The sequence below is a fragment of the Rhizobium sp. 05N430 genome (assembly GCF_056396985.1).
The window spans coordinates 46,496-64,701 of record NZ_JBFTMO010000006.1 but is presented as its reverse complement, the minus strand read 5'-3'; the positions used below and the strand labels follow the sequence as shown (position 1 = coordinate 64,701).

Genomic DNA, 18,206 nt, shown 5'->3' with positions numbered 1-18,206 from the left:
GATGCGCGGCCGTTATAGGACGCATTGCAGCCGCGCACTAGTTCAACTTCTCGCGGATTATCTGCCCTTCAGCCCGAACAGGGCCTCGGCATTGCGGAAGCAGATCTTTTCCATGTCTTCCTTGGGAAGATCGAGAGAGTTCAGGATCTTCAGCGTGTCGCGGATATAGCCCGGGCCCTTTTCGGGATCGAAGGGAGAGTCCGAGGCGAAGAGAATGCGGTCGCTGCCGTAGAATTCCAGGCCGCAGATGGTGGCCGCCTTCGAGCCGAAGACGGCGGTGTCGGCGTAGAAATCCTTGAAATAATCGAGCGGGCGCTTCTTCAGGCGCTTCAGCACCAGCGTCAGGTCCTCGTCGGTGGTGCGCTTGCCGAGCTGGTCCCAGCCCGGGCCGACGCGTCCCTCGAAATAGGGCACCATGGCGCCCATATGGTGGGCGAGAACCTTCAGGTTGGGCAGGCGGTCCATGAAGCCGGAGAAGACGAGGCGGGCCATGGCGGCGCTGGTTTCGTAGGGCCAGCCGAAGGTCCACCAGATCTCGTATTTCGACTTATCCTCGGTGGCATAATCGGTCATCGAGGAATTGCGCGAGGGATGCAGCAGCACCGGCTTGTTGTGCTTGGCGGCGACCTCGAAGATCGGGAAGAAGCGCTCCTCGTCGAGCGGAGCGCCGTTCACGTTGGTGTGGATCTGCAGGCCGTTGGCGCCGAGTTCGGTGAAGGCGCGCTCGGCCTCGCGAACGGCAGCGTCGGGCGCATTCATCGGCAGGGCGGCGACGAAGCCGGCGAAGCGCTCAGGATATTTCTCGACGAGCTCGGCCTGGCCGTCATTGGCAATGCGGGCAAATTCGGTGGCGAGTTCCGGGCCGCCCATCGCTTCCAGCGGTGGCATGCCCAGCGAGATGATCTGACGGTAATCAGGAAACTCGTCCATGACGCGGAAGCGGGTTTCCAGATCGTAGATGCAGGGCACGCCCTGCATGCGGCGGCCGATATCCTTGCCGGCGCCTTCGAGCTTCTGGATACTCTCCCAGAGCGCCTTCGGAAAGAAATGGTTGAACGCGTCGATATAATACATGGGACTCCTCCTCAGTCTTCTATGTCTGGCCGCCTCAGCCGCGCTTCAGGCGGCGGACGAGATAGGCGAAGGTCGCCTTGAACATCTCGTCGCGGAACATGTGCTTGCGCTTGGCCTTGATATCCTCAGGCTTGCCGAGCGCCTTGGCGCCTCCGGCAGCCTCGACCCACAGCTGCATCATGCAGGCGTTTTCCAGCGATAGCGCCAGATAGATCGCCTGCTCGATGGTGGGGGCGGCGGTGACGATGCCGTGGTTCTGCAAGAGCATGGCGCCATGCTCGCCGAGGCAGGCGGCGACCGCCTTGCCGCGCTCGATGGTGGTGATCAGCTCCGTGGTTTCGGAGAACACGGGTAAGCCCTCGGCGAAGATCGAGCCCGGGTGGCCGACCGGCTGCAGTGGCTTGCCGAGCGCCGAGAAGGCGGTGGCATAGGGCGCGTGGGTATGAACGACAGCGTTCAGATCCGGCCGGGTGCGCAGCACTTCGGAATGGATATAGACCTCGTTGTGACGGCCGAATTCGCCATCGACCTTCTCGCCGTCGAGATCGACGGTGATGATGTTGTCGAGGGTGATCTCTTCGAGGCCGAATTTCGACGGCTTCATGTAGAAGCGGTCGGGCTGATCGGGAACGCGGATCGAGACGTGGCCGCGGGTCCAGTCGCCCTGGCCGGCTGCCTCCAGAATGCGACCGGCCTCGATCATCCGCTGCTTCAGATCTTCATGCATCGTCTTGTTCTCCGAGGAATTGTCGCAGCGGATGCCGCTGCCGGACCAGGCCGGTTCGAATGCGGTCCCGCCGCTGCCGTCGCAGGCGCTACACACGGTGCTTGTCGCCGCGTTTGCGGCCCTGCGAGATGTCGAGGAAGAGCTCCGAGGGAGCGACCTTGCGGTCGATCAGCCCCTGCTGGTGGGCGTAGCCGATGACGGTTTCCAGCGTTTTGCCGTTTTGCCCTTCGAGACCGTAGGCCCAGGGATCGTCACCCATGATCGCCTGCTGTTCCTCCCAGGCCTCGCGATACCAGGCGAGCGGCACGATGCGCGGGTTTTCCATGCGCTTCATGGCGATCTGCTTGGCCTCCTCGAAGGCGATATAGAGATTGATCGGCACCCAGGGGTGGCGGGCGACGATCTCCGGGCGGATGCCCATCACATGCATGATCGGGAAGATGCCGGTGCGCTCGTAGTAAGCGATCTCCTCGGCCTTGTAGTCGGGGAAAAGGCGGCCGACGCGCGGGTCCCGCTTCTTGATCGGGGCGATCAGATCGGGATGCAGCAGGGCGTCGATTTCGCCGTCGACCAGCATCTGCTCGATCGACTTGTCCTCGCCGATCTTGTGCAGCTTCAGGCCGGAAGGAAGCTTGAAATCGACGTCCTCGTCGAGTTCCGAATACCACTCGATCGACTGGTGCGGCACGCCATACTCGCTTTCCAGCAGGCCGCGCAGCCAGAGCGATGCGGTCACCTGATAGCTCTTCACGCCGACCTTGCGGCCGATCAGGTCTTTCGGCTTGCGGATACCTGCGGCGGTGTTGGTGAAGATGAAGCCGTGGCGGAAGCGGCGGTGCAGGAAGACCGGGATCGCATCGAAGGGCAGGCCGCGGGTCTTGGCCGCCATGTAGGACGATAGCGAGACCTCGGCAACATCGAATTCGCCGTTGCGCAGGAAGCGCCAGTGGCGGGTGGTGGAATCCATCTCGGTCAGGATCGTCAGCTCGATCCCGTCGGGTTTCACCACTCCCTCCTTCAGCGCGCGGATGATCTCGTAATCACCGCAAGCGAGCGTTAGCTCCACCTTCTTCGTCACTGAACTCCTCCCAGAGCCGCCCGGCAAAAGTCGCCGCGCCATCATTTAAGGCAAGCATGCGCAGAACAGCAATCGCCTGTCCAGTCATTTTTCATTTATTCCTGCATTATGGGATTTTTTAAGAAATCAATTGACGCTTGTTTCGAACTCGACATAAATGAAGGCGAATGCTGTCGGGTTGGAGGGCGGCGAAGGGATGGAGCACATGGAACAGACGGATGTTCTCATTGTCGGTGCGGGCCCGGTCGGGCTGACGCTGGCTATCGACCTCGGGCAGAAGGGCGCGCGCTGCACGCTGATCGAGAAGAAGGAGGCGCCGGAATTCCTGCCGAAGATGGAGCGCTGCAACGCGCGCACCATGGAAATCTTCCGCCGCATGGGCCTTTCCGAGAAGATCCGCAAAGCGGGTCTCGATGCTTCGGTGCCGATGGATGTCTATGTCGTTCTTGCCATGAACGAGCCGCCGCTGCTGCGGCTGCCATATCCCTCCGTCAATGAGGCGCTGGCGGAAATCCGCAAGTCGGAGGATGCCAGCCAGCCGCTCGAAGCCTACCAGCTGATTTCGCAATATACGCTCGAGCCGCTGTTGAAATCGGTGGCGGAAGAGTTGCCCACGGTGAACGTGTGCTACGGCACGGAATTCCTGTCGCTGGAGCAGGACGAGGGTGGCGTGACGGCGCGGACCACGACGAAGGACGGCGATGTCACCTATCGCGCCAAATATGTCGTCGGCTGTGATGGCGGGGCAAGCCCGGTGCGCAAGCAGCTCGGTATCAAGCTGCGCGGCGAGGGCAATCTCCTGCATTTGCGCCAGGCGCTCTACTATTCCGAAGAGCTCTATAATCGCATTCCGCTCGGCGATGGTCCGGGCCGGGGTCGGCATTATCATGTCGCCGATGGCCAGGCGACGTTTCTCATCATGCAGGATTCAACCAAGCACTGGACGCTGCATGCCGTCGTCGAGAAGGACGAGGACATGGCAGCCCAGTTCGAGAAGGCTGTGGGTGCACCTGTCGATTACCAGATGCTCTATGTCGGGCAGTGGAAGCAGAACCTGCTGCTCGCCGACAATTACGGTTCGGGCCGCGTCTTCCTGGCCGGCGATGCCGCACATCTGGTCATTCCGACCGGCGGTCTCGGCATGAACACAGGCGTCGGCGATGCCGTCGATCTCGGCTGGAAGCTGGCCGCGACACTTGAGGGCTGGGGCGGGCCGAACCTGCTGCGCTCCTACGAAATTGAACGCCGGCAGGTTGGCGACCGCAATGTCGGCGCCTCGCGCTATGCCTCGCTCGGTCGCCGCAAGTGGCGCTCGCAATATAGACCCGATATCCGCGACAACACGCCGGCAGGGCAGGCGACACGCGACAATCTTGCTGGTGTTGCCGATACCGAACAGCGAAAGACCAACGAGATGATCGGCGCGGAGCTAGGCTATCGCTATGTCGGCTCGCCTGTCATCACTGACGAGCCGGGTGGCCCGGAGCATCTCTTCCGCGAATATCACCCGACGACATGGCCGGGCGCCCGCCTGCCGCATCTCTGGCTCGGCGACAACGATCCGGTGCAGGATCGGATCGGGGCGGGCTATACAATGCTGCGGCTCGGTGGAACGCAGATCGATACGTCAGGGATCGAGGGTGCCTTCAAGGCGAGGGGCGTGCCCTATCAGACGCTCGACATCGCCTCGCAGCGCGCCCGCGACATCTATGGCTATGATCTGGTTCTGGTGCGCCCCGACATGCATGTCGTCTGGCGCGGCAAGGCGGCTCCTGATGATGCCGAGGCGCTGGCGGCCATGGCCACCGGGCACTGAGAAAGATCAGTGCCGGGGCATTGAGAAGGATCAGCTGCGCGCCAGCGTCTTCGAGACGACACCGGCGCAGAACACCACCTGTTCGGCGATATCCTCCAGCGTCTTCGCCTGCATCTGCGTGTCGCGCAGCGTCAGGCTGAGGCTGCCGATGATCTCCGAGCGGCCGTCGAAGACGGGGGCGGCAACGCCGGTGACGCCGGGCGTGACGTCGCCGGTGGTGCTGACCCAGCCGCGCTCGCGATGCTGGCGGAACTTCGCCTTCACCTCCGTCAGCGTGGCGCCGAAACCGGCCTTCAGGAACTCATCCTGAGCAAGGCCGTAATATTTCCTGAGCTGGTGATCCGGGAGATGATCGAGGATGGCGATCGAGGCTGCGCCATGCAGCAGCGAGCGGCGGCGGCCGCGGTCGTAATTGCTGTGAACGGCTTCGGTGCCGACCTCCTGATGGACGCAGAGAACCTCGAACTTGTAGCGGCGGCAGAGCAGGGCGACGGCCTTGAAGCGGGCGGCAAGCTCTTCCATCATCGGACGGGCGGCGCGGATCAGCACGTCGCCGGTGCGGATCTTGTAGTCGAGCTCGACGATGCGCGGGCCGAGCATGTAGCCGACGCCGGGAAGCGAGGTCAGCAGACCGGCATCCGTCAGGATTTTCAGATAGCGGTAGAGCGTCGAGCGGGTGTAGCCGAGCGTGTCGCAAAGCTCCTCGAAGCTCAGCGCCACCGCATCGTCACCGGCATCGAAGAGGTCGAGCAGGCCGATCAATTTCTCCGGGCTGCTCAAGCTGGCATCTCCAAACACGCGCTCGCTGAAGGGCGTCCTGCGCCAATGGCAAACCAGTCTTTCAGCAAATCGAATCCCGCCTCAGCCTCATCCCTAAGTGCTTCACTATAAAGCGATGATCGGCCGGCAGGCAACGGCCGCGCGGACCGGAGCGCGACCCAAGAGCTCCGATCCGCAGGCCCTTGCCCCCAGACTAAGCCGCCGTATTCCAGCCTTCGGGGAAGAGACCGTCGCGGATTGCGCCGCCTGCATAGTATTTCCAGAGCTTGCGGACGTGGTGGCCGCGGCGGAAGGAATGGGCAAAGGATTCCATCTCCTCCTCGGTCAGCGGCTTGACCTTGCCAAGCGTGGCGGCGCGATAGGCAGCTTCGGCATTCTCGACCAGGTGCACGGCATCGATGAAGACGCCGCGGACGGTCTCGGCGGTGACGATCTGGCCATGGGCGCGGATCTGCATCGCGTGACAATCACCGAGCGTCTTGACGATGCCGCGGCCGCGCTCGGGCGTATCGACATGGGCAGGGTCGGAATGTACCGGAATGCCGTTGCGCCAGCGGATCGCGTGGTTCTTCACCGGCAGCAGCGGCACGTCCTCGACCAGCGTGAAAACATTGGTGACGTCGTGGTGAAAGTGGGCGATCGAGTTCACATCAGCGCGCGATCGATAAATCTCACAATGAAGGAAAGTCTCGGACGGCGGCTTGGAGCCGTCAGGGCCCGAGATGACCTTGCCATCGAGATCGCAAACGAACAAATCCGACGGCGCGACGTCGGCGCGGCTCTTGTCCTGCGGCTGGATCAGGAACGTGTTGCCGCCGGGCAGGCGGGCGCTCACATGGCCGCTATACTCCAGGATCTTCAGGCTGTTCAGCAGGCGCGTCGCCATCGAGACGTCGTGGCGCAGCGTATTTTCCGACAGATCGGAATGCTGCTCATCCGCGTGCTTGTGAGATTTCATGACCGGTTCCTCCCGTTTTAATTAATCCCACATTATACGACTTTTTATGATCCGCAAGCGGCGGCGATCAGACTTCGATCATCACGTCGCTGTTTTCGACGACCACCTTGTAGGTCTTGATCGGGACCATGCAGGGCGGGGCGACGACTTCGCCGGTGCGGATGTCGAACTGGCCGTTATGGAAGTCGCATTCGATGTGGTAGCCGTCGAGATAGCCTTCGGCCAGCGAGCCGGGCCCGTGCGTACAGAGGTCGTCGGTCACGTAGAACGTGCCGTTGACGTTGTAGACGGCCAGCGTCAGATCGCCTTGCTCGACGCGGATGGCGCTATCCCAATCCACGTCATCGGTCGAACACAGTCTGATCCGGGAACCCACTTCCGACATTCGCATCTCCTCCCTTGTCTTGCGCAGCGCTTGACGAGCGTGCAATCAGCATGTAGCGTTTAAAACGAAACGATGTTCTGCATAACGGAACACGCGATAAAAATACCCGATCCGGCGTGAAGGTCAACCGCAAATCGATCGGCCGGAGGAAACAGGATTTGGCGCGGCGCTGCGGCTCGCCGTGCGGGCACTCGAGGAGGAGTAGTCATGCTCAGGAAAGAACAGAACGACCTGTTGACGCAGACCGATACCGGCACGCCGATGGGGGATATGTTCCGCTGTTATTGGATCCCGGCGCTGCTGGCCGAAGAGCTGCCGGACAATGACTGTGCGCCTGTCCGTATCAAGCTGCTTGGCGAACGCCTGCTTGCCTTCCGCGACAGCGAGGGGCGCTATGGCCTGATCGACGAGTTCTGCGCCCATCGCGGCGTCTCGCTGTGGTTCGGCCGCAACGAGCAGGGCGGCCTGCGCTGCCCATATCATGGCTGGAAATACGACAATACCGGGCAGTGCATCGAGGTTCCCTCGGAGCCGAAGGAAAGCGGCTACTGCGGCAAGATCAAGCTGAAGTCCTATCCGCTGATCGAGATCGGCGACATCCTCTGGACCTATATGGGCCCTGCCGACAAGGAGCCGCCGCATCCGGAATGGGAATTCGCGCTGGTACCGGCGGAGCAGACCTTCACCTCCAAGCGCTGGCAGGAATGCAACTGGCTGCAGGCGATGGAAGGCGGCATTGATTCCAGCCACGTCTCCTGGCTTCACAGCGGCAGCCTGAATTCCGACCCGCTGTTCAAGGGTGCGCGTGGCAATAAGTACAACATGTCGGATGCCCGCCCATTCTTCGAAGTGACCGACATGGACGGCGGCCTCTATATCGGCGCGCGCCGCAATGCCGAAGAGGGCCATTATTACTGGCGCATCACCCCCTGGGTCATGCCGTCCTTCACCATGGTGCCGCCGCGTGGCGACCATCCGGTGCACGGCCATTTCTGGATCCCGATCGACGATGAAAACTGCTGGGCCTGGAGCTTCGACTACCATCCGGTCCGGGCGCTGACGGCGGGGGAACGCCAGGCGATGAAGGATGGCAAGGGCATCCATGTCGCCTATGTTCCCGGCACCTATCGTCCGGCCGCCAACAAGGACAACGACTACCTGATGGACCGCGAGGCGCAGCGCAAGGGCACGACCTATTCCGGCGTCGAAGGCATCGCCATGCAGGACGCATCGCTGCAGGAAAGCATGGGTCCGATCGTCGACCGTTCCAAGGAGAACCTGGTCTCGACGGACAACGGCATCATCATGGCGCGTCACCGGTTGATGCGGGCGGCGCGCGCGCTGAAGGACAAGGGCATCACGCCCCCCGGCGTCGATCCGGCCCACCATCGTGTCCGCTCGGCGGCAATCGTGCTGCCTGCCGACAAGGCCTACACGGATATCGCCGACGAAGCGCTGACGGTGATCGCGGGCAAGGCGCAGACCAGCGTCTGACAGCAACGTCCTTCAAGGGAGAGATGCCATGCAACTCGGACTGAGCGAAAGCGCCCGCACAACGACGGCGGAAGAGGCCCGTTTCCGGATCAACTATCCGAATTCGAAGCCGCGCAAGTCGCGGATCATCGCCCTCGACCGGACCAGCCATTCGGCGCTGGACCGGCTGGCGGCGGGCTATCAGGGCGGCGATGCCCACTTCCTGCGCTATGTCGAGGCGAAGTTCGCGACGGATACGCTGAACATGCTGCCTGTCGATGCGGTGCTGGAGGAAATCTCCGGGCGGCGCACGACGCTGGCTGAAGAAATCGCCGATGCCGATGTCATCGTCATGCTGACGACGGCGGGTGCTTCGGCGGAGGCGGCCGAGATTATCGGCAATGCCTGCTTCGTGCGCAGCAAGATGACGACGGGTCTGGTCGTCAGTTCGAAGGAGGTTCCAGCGCTCGATCTGGCCCGGACGCTGACGGCGATGCGCCCGTTTGCGGCCATGCTCGTCATCTCGAATGGCGACGAATATGTGGCCGAGATGCTGAGCGCCTTGAGGGTCTGAGAATGGTTGATGGCGTGGCGTGAGTATTTGCAGGAGCTGTGTTATGGACGATCCCTTACTCCTTGCAAAAAGACGGAAAACGCACGCCATGAATGCATCTGTGAAGGAAACGGCACGCACCAAAAAGGCCGCCCCTGCGACCCGCAACCGCCTGTCATCGGTCACCACGGCCATTCGTCTTTTGAAAGCATTTTCGGAGGATGAGGTTGAGATCGGGGTCAGCGCGCTGGCGCAGAAACTGAAGGTCGCGAAGAGCACGGTCCATCGTCTGGCCGTGACCCTGGTCGCCGAAGGGCTGCTGGAGCAGAACCCGGAAACCGAGCGCTACCGGCTGGGTATCGGTCTCTTCGGGCTTGGCACGCTGGTGCGCCGCCGCATGAACCTGTCGAACGAGGCGCGTCCTTACCTCTTCGACCTCAGAAAGCATACAGGCGAGACGATCATACTCGGCATCCCCACCGATACCGAAGTGATGCATGTCTACGACTTGGAGAGCCCGCAGGCTGTCGGCATCAAGTCCGATCTCGGTGCCCGCAAGCCGGCCCATTGCACCGCTGTCGGACGGGCGATCTTCGCCTTCGCGCCGGAGGAGACGATCGAGCGGGTGCTTTCGGGTCCGCTCGCCAAGCGCACGTCGCACACGATCACCGATCCCGCGCGGGTGCGCGAGATCCTGGCCGAAGTCCGCCAGCGCGGCTTTGCCATCGAGGATGAGGAAAGCGAGCCCGGTATCCGGGCGATTGCCGCCCCCGTCCGGGATTCTACCGGTGCCGTCGTCGGCGCCGTCGGCGTAGCGGGGCCGTCTCTGCGGCTGTCGCTGGAGGCCATCGAAAAATTTGCGCCACCGCTGTTGGAGACGGTGGCAACGATCTCGTCCCGTCTCGGTCATGGAGCGGGTTACAGACATAGATGATGAGGAGGAACGCATGACCGTGATGACATTGAGCGGGACCGATGCCAAATGGTCCTGCGCCGACGGTGACACGATCATGCGATCCGCCATTCGCGCCGGTCTCGGCTTTCCCTATGAATGCAATGTCGGCTCCTGCGGCAATTGCCGTTTCGATCTGCTCGAAGGGGAGATCGAGGAGCTCCGCGCCGACGCGCCGGGTCTGAGCGACCGTGACCGCCAGCGCGGCCGCCGTCTCGGCTGCCAGGCACGGCCGCTGACCGACTGCGTCGTCAAGCTTCGCCTCATGCCGCAATATGAGAGTGCCCATCTGCCGGTGAAGCAGGAAGGCGTACTAACCGGCATCACCGACATCACCCACGATATCCGGGAATTCCGCTTCCGCCTCGATACGCCGACGGCCTTCCTTTCCGGCCAGTATGCGCTGCTGACGCTCGATGGCGTCGAGGGGAGCCGCGCCTATTCGATGGCGAACCGGGGCGATCAGCCGGATGAATGGCATTTCCAGGTTCGCAAGGTACCGAATGGGGCTGCCACCTCGATGCTCTTCAATCGGCTAAAGGTCGGCGAGCGGATCGGCATCGACGGTCCCTATGGCATGGCTTACCTGCGCGAGGATTCGCCGCGCGATATCATCTGTCTCGCCGGCGGTTCCGGCCTTTCGCCGATGATCTCGGTGACGCGGGCGGCGGCGGTCTCGGCCGAACTTGCCGGGCGGCGGATCGACTTCATCTATGGCGGCCGCGAGGCGCGCGATATCTGCGGCCGCGAGATGTTGGAAGAGCTGCCGGGCTTCGGCAGCACGCTGCACTATCATCCGGTTGTTTCAGGCATGCCTGTCGAGGATGACGGCTGGGATGGCTATCGCGGCTTCGTCCACGAGGTCGCCGCCAAGCTCTTTGCCGAGCGCCTGCCCGAATGCGAGATCTATTTCGCCGGTCCGCCGATGATGGGCCAGGCGATCCAGAAAATGCTCATCGACCTCGGCGTCCCGCAGGGCCAGGTCCATTTCGACCAGTTCTACTAAGATGAAGCTCCGTCAGCTCGCATATTTCGTCAAGGTCGTCGAAGTCGGCAACATCACGCGCGCCGCCGAACAGCTGAACCTTGCCCAGACGGCGCTCGGCATCCAGATCCGCAATCTCGAGGATTCGCTGCAAATCCAGCTTCTCGACCGCCATTCGCGCGGCGTCAGCGCCACACCGGCCGGCATGCTGCTCTACGATCGGGCGCGCGAAATCCTGCAGCGGATCGAGGAAACGCGGCGTGACCTGATTTCGCTCGGTGGCGAGAAGGTGCGGGTGCGTCTCGGCGCCACGCCGTCGATCCTGAAACTGATCGGCACCGATCTTCTGGTTGCCGCCAACGAGCAGCTTCCGGGTATCGCGCTTCATGTCGTCGAAGAACTGAGCTTCGTGCTGACTGATGCGCTGGAGCGCGGCGAACTCGACTACGTGCTGGCCTATGATATCGAGGACAGCCCCGGCCTGAGGCGCATCGCGCTGATGGAGGAAGACCTGCTTTTGATCTCCGCACCCGATGGCAAGGATGCGGAGCAGGATGTCTCCTTCCGCCATGCGGTTGCCGGCGATCTGGCGCTGGTCTCCAACCGCGACATCATATGGCGTCGCGTCCACGAGACGGCGTCGCGCCTCTCCGTCGATGTCAAGATCACCTATCAGGTGCAGTCGATGGAGGCGATCAAGGCGCTGATCTCGCATGGCGTCGCGCAGAGCATCATGCCCTACGGCATCGTCTCGGAGGAAATCCGCTCCGGCGAACTGATCGCCCGGCGCATCGAGCGGCCGGATGTGAAGCTGACGCTGTTTCTCGCCCATGCCTCCCACAAGGGGCTGGCGGACGAGCGGCTGTTCCATGGCTTCATCTACAATATGGTCGAGCGTCTTGCCGCGGCGATCGGTCCCTACGCCCATCCGATCGATCGCGTCATAGAGGATTGATCAGCGATTTTCGTATGAGCTGGACAATATGATTTATCTTGGACATTTGCCCGACCGGGCCCGATGATCTCTCTCGAATGTGGAAGGGCGTTCACCGGAACTGAGAAATCCGGTGGGTGAGCGGATCGCCGATTGTCTTTGATGATCAGCAGCTTGACAGGAGGATGTCAGGTTTTGATTCACGTCCGGCTGTTGGGGAGTGAGTAATCTGACATCGTCGCTTCGTTTGTCCTTCGGCTGCTGGAACTATGACCGCACGCGCGCGCTGATGGACCGCACGGTCGTGCCTGACGGTATCGATCTCGTCTATCTGAACATGCCTGTCGAAGAGACCTTCTTCCGCATGCTCCGCCACAAGGAGTTCGATATCGCCGAGATGTCGCTCTCTTCCTATGTGCTCTCGCATTTCACCGAAGAGCAGCCTTTCGTCGCCATTCCGGTCTTTCCGTCGCGCTATTTCCGGCATTCGTCGATCTATGTGAATTCGACAGCCGGCATCCGCAATCCCGCCGATCTGATCGGCAAGCGGGTCGGCAGTCCCGAATATCAGATGACCGCGCCGGTCTGGATCCGCGGCATTCTCTCGGACGAGTACGGTGTGAAGGTCGATGACGTCACGCATTACACCGGTGGCGAAGAGCAGCCGAACCGGCCGGAAAAGCTGCCGCTCAACCTGCCGTCGTATATCAACGTCAAGCGCATCGGGCCGCAGCAGACCCTGTCGGCGATGATCCGCGAAGGCGAGATCGATGCGCTGTTCACGGCCCGCAAGCCATCATCCTATGACGGCTGTCATGTGAAGCGGCTGTTCGAGGATTTCGTCGAGGTGGAGCGCGACTATTTCCGCAAGACCGAAATCTTCCCGATCATGCATACGATCGTCATCCGCCGCGAAATCTACGAGCGGCATCGCTGGATTGCCCAGTCTCTCTACAAGGCGTTTGCCGAGGCGCAGGCGCGCATCTATCGCGATCTCGAGGAGACGGCGGCGCTGAAGGTGATGCTTCCCTGGCTGAATGCCCATGTGGAAGAGGCGCGCCGCATCATGGGCGATGACTACTGGAGCTACGGCTTCAAGCAGAACCGCCAGACGCTCGACACGTTCCTGCGCTATTCGCATGAGCAGGGGCTGTCAAAGCGGCGGTTGCAGCCGGAGGATATCTTCGTCCCCGAGACGATGGAGAATTTCGTCATCTGATACCGTTCTCTAAATCGAGAACGAAGTTCCGCTATGCGGAATCCGTATGGCTGCCCTGTGTTGCCAGGTCTTTCCGGATTGGCGCTGTCAAGTTATATGCAGCGCACAATAGACGGAGATGATCGAGATGACCGCTACCACTTATCGCAGCACCGGCCGTACGGACTGGGTCCGCAGCGCTTTCGGCGGTCTGTTCGAAACGATGAGCCTCGTCGGCGCCGCGCATGAATGCTCGATGGCCCGCCGCGAGCGCCGCGCGCCGAATACGGCAGCCCTCCACACGCTGGGCATCGACGAGACGGCCTTCAAGCGCACCTACAAGCGCCGCTGATTTCAGGACGCTACGGCAGAATCAAAAAGGGCTGCGATCCCGCGGGGATCGCAGCCCTTTTTCGTTTCAGGTGATGGCTCAGATAAGGCCGGTCAGGATGCCGACGCCGGCAACGGTAGCGAGACCGCCGGCGATGCGCGTTGCCAGGAAGCCGCTGCGCTCGCCGCCGCGGCCGATGGCGAAGCCGAGCGCAAGGCCGGCCATGTGCAGGATGGCGGTCGCCATCATGAAGCCCGCAGCATAGGTGAGGCCGGCAGCGTTTTCAGGCATTTCGGCGCCGTGCGCGTGGCCATGGAAGACGGCGAAGAGGCCGACGACGGCCATTGCTGCGGCAACCGGAGCCTTGATGTTCAAGGCGACAACGGCGCCGAGCACGATCACGGACAGCGCGATGCCGATTTCGACGAAGGGAACGTTGACGCCTGCCATGCCGAGCGCGCCGCCGAAGGCCATGACCAGCACGAAGGTTGCGGGCAGCAGCCAGGTGGCACGGCCGCCGAGCTGGAAGGCGAGAACGCCGACCATGACCATCGCCAGGACGTGATCGAGACCGGTCATCGGATGGGCAAATCCGTGGCTGAAGCCTGCGGCCTCTCCAATCGCCGGATGGGCATAGGCAGCAGCCGGAATGGCGGCGGCGATCAAGGCAAGAAGCCCGCTCTTCAGTGATTGTCTCATGTCATTTCCCTCCTGGGTTCGGCGTTGGCGGCGTATTTCGATGGGGCAAGGTCGCCAACATGTGATGATAAAGCAAGGGGTCGTTTGCCGTAGATCCGTCCTCCGCGACGCGAAAAACAACACACCCGCATGAGATCGACGCTATGCCCTGATGGCACCGAAGTAAATTTTAATCTCTTTACACCTGCGTTAAGTTTTTTTATCGTCATTTCCATGAAAAATATAAGCTTTCGTCAGCTGAGGTCGCTTCTTGCCATCGAAACTCATGGCAAGATCGTCGAGGCTGCGAAAGTGCTCGGACTGACCGCGCCGGCCGTTACCCTGCAGCTGAAACAGCTGGAGGCGGAGGCGGGCGTTCAGCTCTTCGAGCGCATGGCCCACGGCATGTATCCGACCGAGGCGGGCAGGGCGGTTCTTTCCGCCGCCCGCGATATCGAAGACCGGCTGCAGCTGCTCGGCGACGAGATCAATGCCTTCAAGGGCGTCAAGCGCGGCCGGATCGCCGTCGGCGCCGTCTCGACCGTGCGCTATTTCGCCAGCGCCATGCAGAACGCCTTTGCCGCCGAATTTCCCGATATCGATCTCGATCTGATCATCGACCGGCGGACGGAGACGATCGAGCGGCTGAAGAACCGGACGATCGATATCGCTCTGGTCGGCCGTCCGCCACGCGATATCTCGGTGCGTGCGGCGATCTTCGGCGAGCATTCGCTCGTCGTCGTTGCGCCCCCCCACCATCCGCTGGTCGGCCAGCACGGGATTTCCAAGGCCGATATCGCCGGCGAGCATTTCATCGTCCGCGGCTCGGGTTCGAGTACGCGGATCTGGTTCGAGCGCTTCATGGCGGAAATCCCGGGACGGGCGGCAGGGCCGAACACCGAGATGGAGCTCGTCGAGGATATCAAGCGCGCCGTCATGGCCGATACCGGGCTTGCCTTTCTGGCGGCCCACAGCGTTGCCGAGGAAGTGCAGGCGGGCAAGATCGCGATCCTCGATGTTGCCGGCCTGCCGATCCGCCGGCAGTGGTTTGCCGTCAGCCGCACCGACCGGGCAATGACCCCGGTGATGACCGCTTTCCAGGAGTTCCTGACCCGTCACAGCGGACAGTTCCTCCCGGAAGCACTGCCATCCTGAGGTTTACGCCTTCAGGAAATCGATCATCCGCGCATTGGTGTTTTCGGCCGTCAGCTGTGGCACCGGGATATCCCAGTAGTCGGAGCCCGGAATGCATTCCTGCAGATAGCGGGCCGCCGATGTCGCGTGCGAGAAGTCGGCGCCGGGGATGATCAGCGTCTTGATGTCGAGACGGACGAGATCTTCAGGTTCGGCTCCCGGCGAGGTGTCGCGGTCGATGAGGCCGCGCGGCATGCCTGCGACGATCGCCTTGTAGGCATCGACATCGAGCGCGGCATAGTGCTTGGCGAATTCCGCGTCATGGCGCAGCACCGAGATCCAGGGGCCGCCGCGTGGATCGGCGCCGAAGGCCTTGTTGCTTTCTTTTGACAGCGCCACGACGGCCTCGAGGCCGTTCTGTTGAACGAAGGCCAGATGTTCGGCGAAGCGCTGATGCCCGGTCATCCGGTAGCGGGCGCCGCCAACGGGCCAGAACAGCACCATCTTGTCGACACGCTCCGGCGCCTGCGTCGCCATCGCCATCGCCACGCTGCAGCCCATGCAGCCGCCCATGATATGGGCTTTCTCGATGCCGAGATGGTCGAGCAGGCCGGTCGCCTGCTTGACATAGTCGCGCCAGGTGACGCGCTCGACGCGGCCGCCCGATTGGCCGGTCTCGCGTCGGTCGAAAACGATGCAGGTGAAATGCGAGGGGAGGTGCTCCAGAAACTGGGTCACCACGTAAATGCCCTGCGTGCGCCATTTCTCGACTGTCGCGTCGAAGCCGCCGGGTGAGAACATCAGCAGCGGCGGTCCGCTGCCGATGATCTCGTAGCGCGTGCTGATGCCGTCGATGACTGCGGTTGCCATGAATTCCACCCCCGTTTCTGTCTTACAGACCTTCGCAGCCGAGCTTGCGAAGGCTTTCGTCGACCCAGAGTTTCGGATCGAGCTTGCCGGCCATGGTGTTGGCCACGGTTCTGGCTTCCGCTTCGTTCTTGGCCTTGGCCTGCGTGTAGATTTCTTCGGTGATGCCGTAGGGCACGCAGAGCAGGCCGTCGTCATCGCCGATCATCAGGTCGCCGGGATTGATCACCATGCCGCCGAAGGCGATCGGCACATTGATCTCGCCGGGGCCGTCTTTGTAGGGACCGCGATGCGTGATACCGGCGGCGAAGACCGGGAAGGTTCCGGCCTTGATCCATCCGTAGTCGCGCACCGCGCCGTTGATGACGACGCCGGTGACGCCGATCTGCATGGCATGCGACAGCATCATCTCGCCGACCAGCGCGTTGGTGAGATCGCCCCCGGCATCGACGACGATGACGTCGCCGGGGCCGGCCATCAGCAGCGCCTTGTGGATCATCAGATTGTCGCCGGGGCGGGTCTTCACGGTGAAGGCGGCGCCCGACATCTGGCCGGAGGCGTGCATCGGGCGAAGGCCGGGGCCGCCGGCCGTCATGCGCGACATCACATCGCTGACATTGGCGACGGGGATGGTCCGGAACTTCTCGATGGTCTCCGCATCGACCTTCCGGGTGCGTTCGGCAATTCTGAAACCGATGGTCATGTCGCTCTCCTTATTCCCAGGGCATCAGCGATGCGTGGATGACATCGGGTACGCCCTTGCCGCCAACCGACTCGATGGCGAGCGCCGCGTCCTTGAGGCCGAACTTGTGGGTGGTGATCTTTTCCAGCGGGAAACGGTTGGAGGCGATCTGCTCCAGCGCCAGCTCGCAGGCCCGGTAGCTATGGCCGCGGGCGCTCTTGATGGTGATCGCCTTGGTTGTGACCTTTTCCAGCGGGAAGTTAGGGAATTCCTTCATCTCGCCCTGGACGAGGATGGTGCCTGCCTTTCTGACCAAGGCTTCGACGCCGAGCAGGATCGGGATGGTGCCGGCGCCTGCGGTACAGTCGAGCGAGATATCGACACCCTTGCCGCCGGTGATTTCCATGATGCGGGCCAGCGGATCTTCCTTCTGGACGTCGATGACGTAATCGGCGCCGAGCTGCTTGGCGACTTCGAGGCGCGCCGTGTCCTTGGTCGTCCCGGTGACGATGATCAGCGAGGCGCCGGCCTGCTTGCAGATCACCGTCTGCGACAGACCCTGCTGGCCCGGCCCCTGGATGAGGACGGTGGAGTTATAGCCGACATTGCTGTCGAACAGCGACCATTCCACGCCGTTCGCCATCGGGGTGACCAAACCGGCAAGCTCCGGCGTCACGCCCTTGGGAACGCGGTGCACGACGGCATTCCAGGGAAGGTAGACATATTGCGCGAAGCCGCCCCAGAGATGCGGCGCGCGCTCGGCCGAGGTGTAGCCGTAGCGGATGCTTTCGGGGTTGTTGCGCCAATCGGTGTTTTCGCAATGGCGATACTGGCCCTGATGGCACCACTGGCACTTGCCGCACATGACATAGTGCTCGACGAAGACGAGGTCGCCTTCCTTGAAGCCCTTGCGGCGGGTGAACTCGCGGCCGGCCTTGGCGATATAGCCGATGTTTTCATGGCCCATGATCGTCGGCGCGTTGTTCGGCGGCGTCTTGAAGAGCTTGACGTCGGTGCCGCAGATGCCGGCCACTTCCATCTTCAGAAGGGCGGCGTCTTCAGGCACGTCAGGCATCGGAAATTCGCGGAAATCCATGATGCTCGGTCCGGTGCGGACCGCGGCGAGAACCTTCTCAGTCATGCTTCACTCCCTTGGATCGGACGATCGACCGGCGGCTCAGATGCCGCGCGGATGGTCCGCAGTTTCGACAAACCATTTTGACAACCGGCGCCGGCGCGCCCTATGTTGCGTTCAGAAAGGCGCCCGTTCGGCGCCGCAAAACCCAGCCGGAACCCATGCTGAAGACCGCAAGCCGCAACGCCGGAAAGATCGATGCCGTCCGCCGCATCAAGGACTGGACGCGTGAGCGTTTCAGCCTCGGCGACGACGTCGCGGTGATGGTGGCGGAAGTCGCTTGCGGCCTGCCGGGCTGTCCGCCGATCGAAACGATCGTGACCTTCTGGACGGCGCCGGAGACCCGGCATGCCTTCAAGGCATTCAAGCCGGTTGCCGACGTGACGGTCGAAGACCTGCCGCCCTATTGGATGAAGAATGCCATCATCACCGAAAGCGGCGATCTTTCCTGCTGCTGAGCTTGCCG

The 18,206-nt window shown here is 62.3% G+C and carries 20 protein-coding genes; 10 read left to right on the top strand and 10 right to left on the bottom strand.

Annotated elements, in window-relative coordinates; translation table 11 throughout:
- Positions 1 to 57: 57 nt before the first annotated feature.
- The 3 genes from AC1DJO_RS14735 to AC1DJO_RS14725 are packed head-to-tail and all read right to left on the bottom strand — an operon-like array spanning position 58 to position 2,879.
- The gene (locus tag AC1DJO_RS14735; protein WP_477971356.1) at positions 58 to 1,074 is read right to left on the bottom strand and encodes an amidohydrolase family protein; all 1,017 of its coding nucleotides are present in this window, start codon (positions 1,072 to 1,074) and stop codon (positions 58 to 60) included.
- 34 nt (positions 1,075 to 1,108) lie between these two features.
- Positions 1,109 to 1,897, bottom strand: a complete 789-nt coding sequence (locus AC1DJO_RS14730) for a class II aldolase/adducin family protein (protein WP_477971354.1) — start codon at positions 1,895 to 1,897, stop codon at positions 1,109 to 1,111.
- The gene (locus AC1DJO_RS14725) at positions 1,890 to 2,879 is read right to left on the bottom strand and encodes an ABC transporter substrate-binding protein (protein WP_477971352.1); all 990 of its coding nucleotides are present in this window, start codon (positions 2,877 to 2,879) and stop codon (positions 1,890 to 1,892) included. The genes AC1DJO_RS14730 and AC1DJO_RS14725 overlap by 8 nt, the downstream gene beginning before the upstream one ends.
- A gap of 205 nt (positions 2,880 to 3,084) precedes the next feature.
- Between AC1DJO_RS14725 and AC1DJO_RS14720 the strand changes: the two genes are divergently transcribed.
- Entirely contained in the window at positions 3,085 to 4,695 is a 1,611-nt protein-coding gene (locus AC1DJO_RS14720) for an FAD-dependent monooxygenase (protein WP_477971350.1), read from the top strand.
- Positions 4,696 to 4,725: 30 nt separating this feature from the next.
- Here the strand turns inward: AC1DJO_RS14720 and AC1DJO_RS14715 are convergent, their stop codons facing one another.
- The 3 genes from AC1DJO_RS14715 to AC1DJO_RS14705 form a co-directional block, all read right to left on the bottom strand.
- Positions 4,726 to 5,475 carry an IclR family transcriptional regulator gene (locus AC1DJO_RS14715; RefSeq protein ID WP_477971348.1) on the bottom strand — a complete coding sequence of 250 codons (750 nt, stop codon included), beginning with the start codon at positions 5,473 to 5,475 and terminating at the stop codon, positions 4,726 to 4,728.
- 193 nt (positions 5,476 to 5,668) lie between these two features.
- Positions 5,669 to 6,433, bottom strand: coding sequence for a class II aldolase/adducin family protein (locus tag AC1DJO_RS14710; RefSeq protein ID WP_477971346.1), 765 nt, complete (start codon positions 6,431 to 6,433; stop codon positions 5,669 to 5,671).
- 67 nt (positions 6,434 to 6,500) lie between these two features.
- Positions 6,501 to 6,818 carry a non-heme iron oxygenase ferredoxin subunit gene (locus tag AC1DJO_RS14705; RefSeq protein WP_112390196.1) on the bottom strand — a complete coding sequence of 106 codons (318 nt, stop codon included), beginning with the start codon at positions 6,816 to 6,818 and terminating at the stop codon, positions 6,501 to 6,503.
- A 207-nt stretch (positions 6,819 to 7,025) separates the two neighbouring features.
- Here AC1DJO_RS14705 and AC1DJO_RS14700 point away from each other — a divergent pair, with 207 nt between their 5' ends.
- From AC1DJO_RS14700 to AC1DJO_RS14670, 7 genes are all read left to right on the top strand, one after another.
- Complete coding sequence (locus tag AC1DJO_RS14700) at positions 7,026 to 8,312, top strand: aromatic ring-hydroxylating dioxygenase subunit alpha (RefSeq protein WP_112390197.1); 1,287 nt, start codon at positions 7,026 to 7,028, stop codon at positions 8,310 to 8,312.
- A 28-nt stretch (positions 8,313 to 8,340) separates the two neighbouring features.
- The gene (locus AC1DJO_RS14695) at positions 8,341 to 8,865 is read left to right on the top strand and encodes a hypothetical protein (protein ID WP_112390198.1); all 525 of its coding nucleotides are present in this window, start codon (positions 8,341 to 8,343) and stop codon (positions 8,863 to 8,865) included.
- Positions 8,866 to 8,953: 88 nt separating this feature from the next.
- Positions 8,954 to 9,778, top strand: coding sequence for an IclR family transcriptional regulator (locus tag AC1DJO_RS14690; RefSeq protein ID WP_442207789.1), 825 nt, complete (start codon positions 8,954 to 8,956; stop codon positions 9,776 to 9,778).
- Positions 9,779 to 9,791: 13 nt separating this feature from the next.
- Positions 9,792 to 10,802: an FAD-binding oxidoreductase gene (locus AC1DJO_RS14685; protein ID WP_477971344.1), complete on the top strand. Its 1,011-nt coding sequence runs from the start codon at positions 9,792 to 9,794 to the stop codon at positions 10,800 to 10,802.
- 1 nt (position 10,803) lies between these two features.
- Positions 10,804 to 11,736: a LysR family transcriptional regulator gene (locus AC1DJO_RS14680; protein WP_477971342.1), complete on the top strand. Its 933-nt coding sequence runs from the start codon at positions 10,804 to 10,806 to the stop codon at positions 11,734 to 11,736.
- 199 nt (positions 11,737 to 11,935) lie between these two features.
- Positions 11,936 to 12,934: a substrate-binding domain-containing protein gene (locus AC1DJO_RS14675; protein ID WP_477971340.1), complete on the top strand. Its 999-nt coding sequence runs from the start codon at positions 11,936 to 11,938 to the stop codon at positions 12,932 to 12,934.
- 127 nt (positions 12,935 to 13,061) lie between these two features.
- Positions 13,062 to 13,265, top strand: a complete 204-nt coding sequence (locus tag AC1DJO_RS14670) for a hypothetical protein (RefSeq protein WP_162706075.1) — start codon at positions 13,062 to 13,064, stop codon at positions 13,263 to 13,265.
- A gap of 78 nt (positions 13,266 to 13,343) precedes the next feature.
- Here AC1DJO_RS14670 and AC1DJO_RS14665 read toward each other — a convergent pair whose 3' ends face one another.
- Positions 13,344 to 13,943 (bottom strand): HupE/UreJ family protein, encoded by a 600-nt coding sequence (locus AC1DJO_RS14665; RefSeq protein WP_112390202.1) that lies wholly within the window; start codon positions 13,941 to 13,943, stop codon positions 13,344 to 13,346.
- A 213-nt stretch (positions 13,944 to 14,156) separates the two neighbouring features.
- On the opposite strand from AC1DJO_RS14665, the gene AC1DJO_RS14660 reads away from it, so the two are divergent.
- A complete protein-coding gene (locus tag AC1DJO_RS14660) occupies positions 14,157 to 15,077 on the top strand; it encodes a LysR family transcriptional regulator (protein ID WP_477949473.1) in 921 nt (306 codons plus the stop codon).
- Between the two features lie 3 nt (positions 15,078 to 15,080).
- On the opposite strand, the gene AC1DJO_RS14655 is transcribed toward AC1DJO_RS14660, so the two are convergent.
- The 3 genes from AC1DJO_RS14655 to AC1DJO_RS14645 are packed head-to-tail and all read right to left on the bottom strand — an operon-like array spanning position 15,081 to position 17,746.
- Positions 15,081 to 15,926 carry an alpha/beta fold hydrolase gene (locus AC1DJO_RS14655; protein ID WP_477971338.1) on the bottom strand — a complete coding sequence of 282 codons (846 nt, stop codon included), beginning with the start codon at positions 15,924 to 15,926 and terminating at the stop codon, positions 15,081 to 15,083.
- A gap of 22 nt (positions 15,927 to 15,948) precedes the next feature.
- A complete protein-coding gene (locus tag AC1DJO_RS14650) occupies positions 15,949 to 16,626 on the bottom strand; it encodes an RraA family protein (protein WP_477971337.1) in 678 nt (225 codons plus the stop codon).
- Positions 16,627 to 16,636: 10 nt separating this feature from the next.
- Entirely contained in the window at positions 16,637 to 17,746 is a 1,110-nt protein-coding gene (locus tag AC1DJO_RS14645) for a zinc-dependent alcohol dehydrogenase (protein ID WP_112540626.1), read from the bottom strand.
- Positions 17,747 to 17,901: 155 nt separating this feature from the next.
- Here AC1DJO_RS14645 and AC1DJO_RS14640 point away from each other — a divergent pair, with 155 nt between their 5' ends.
- Positions 17,902 to 18,198 carry a hypothetical protein gene (locus AC1DJO_RS14640; protein ID WP_477971335.1) on the top strand — a complete coding sequence of 99 codons (297 nt, stop codon included), beginning with the start codon at positions 17,902 to 17,904 and terminating at the stop codon, positions 18,196 to 18,198.
- The last annotated feature ends 8 nt before the right edge of the window (positions 18,199 to 18,206 follow it).

Coding starts and splice junctions, on each gene's coding strand:
- AC1DJO_RS14650 (WP_477971337.1), bottom strand. CDS start 16,626: ATGACCATCGGTTTCAGAATTGCCGAACGCACCCGGAAGGTCGATGCG.
- AC1DJO_RS14735 (WP_477971356.1), bottom strand. CDS start 1,074: ATGTATTATATCGACGCGTTCAACCATTTCTTTCCGAAGGCGCTCTGG.
- AC1DJO_RS14645 (WP_112540626.1), bottom strand. CDS start 17,746: ATGACTGAGAAGGTTCTCGCCGCGGTCCGCACCGGACCGAGCATCATG.
- AC1DJO_RS14655 (WP_477971338.1), bottom strand. CDS start 15,926: ATGGCAACCGCAGTCATCGACGGCATCAGCACGCGCTACGAGATCATC.
- AC1DJO_RS14640 (WP_477971335.1), top strand. CDS start 17,902: ATGCTGAAGACCGCAAGCCGCAACGCCGGAAAGATCGATGCCGTCCGC.
- AC1DJO_RS14660 (WP_477949473.1), top strand. CDS start 14,157: ATGAAAAATATAAGCTTTCGTCAGCTGAGGTCGCTTCTTGCCATCGAA.
- AC1DJO_RS14685 (WP_477971344.1), top strand. CDS start 9,792: ATGACCGTGATGACATTGAGCGGGACCGATGCCAAATGGTCCTGCGCC.
- AC1DJO_RS14705 (WP_112390196.1), bottom strand. CDS start 6,818: ATGTCGGAAGTGGGTTCCCGGATCAGACTGTGTTCGACCGATGACGTG.
- AC1DJO_RS14695 (WP_112390198.1), top strand. CDS start 8,341: ATGCAACTCGGACTGAGCGAAAGCGCCCGCACAACGACGGCGGAAGAG.
- AC1DJO_RS14680 (WP_477971342.1), top strand. CDS start 10,804: ATGAAGCTCCGTCAGCTCGCATATTTCGTCAAGGTCGTCGAAGTCGGC.
- AC1DJO_RS14710 (WP_477971346.1), bottom strand. CDS start 6,433: ATGAAATCTCACAAGCACGCGGATGAGCAGCATTCCGATCTGTCGGAA.
- AC1DJO_RS14665 (WP_112390202.1), bottom strand. CDS start 13,943: ATGAGACAATCACTGAAGAGCGGGCTTCTTGCCTTGATCGCCGCCGCC.
- AC1DJO_RS14720 (WP_477971350.1), top strand. CDS start 3,085: ATGGAACAGACGGATGTTCTCATTGTCGGTGCGGGCCCGGTCGGGCTG.
- AC1DJO_RS14670 (WP_162706075.1), top strand. CDS start 13,062: ATGACCGCTACCACTTATCGCAGCACCGGCCGTACGGACTGGGTCCGC.
- AC1DJO_RS14700 (WP_112390197.1), top strand. CDS start 7,026: ATGCTCAGGAAAGAACAGAACGACCTGTTGACGCAGACCGATACCGGC.
- AC1DJO_RS14690 (WP_442207789.1), top strand. CDS start 8,954: ATGAATGCATCTGTGAAGGAAACGGCACGCACCAAAAAGGCCGCCCCT.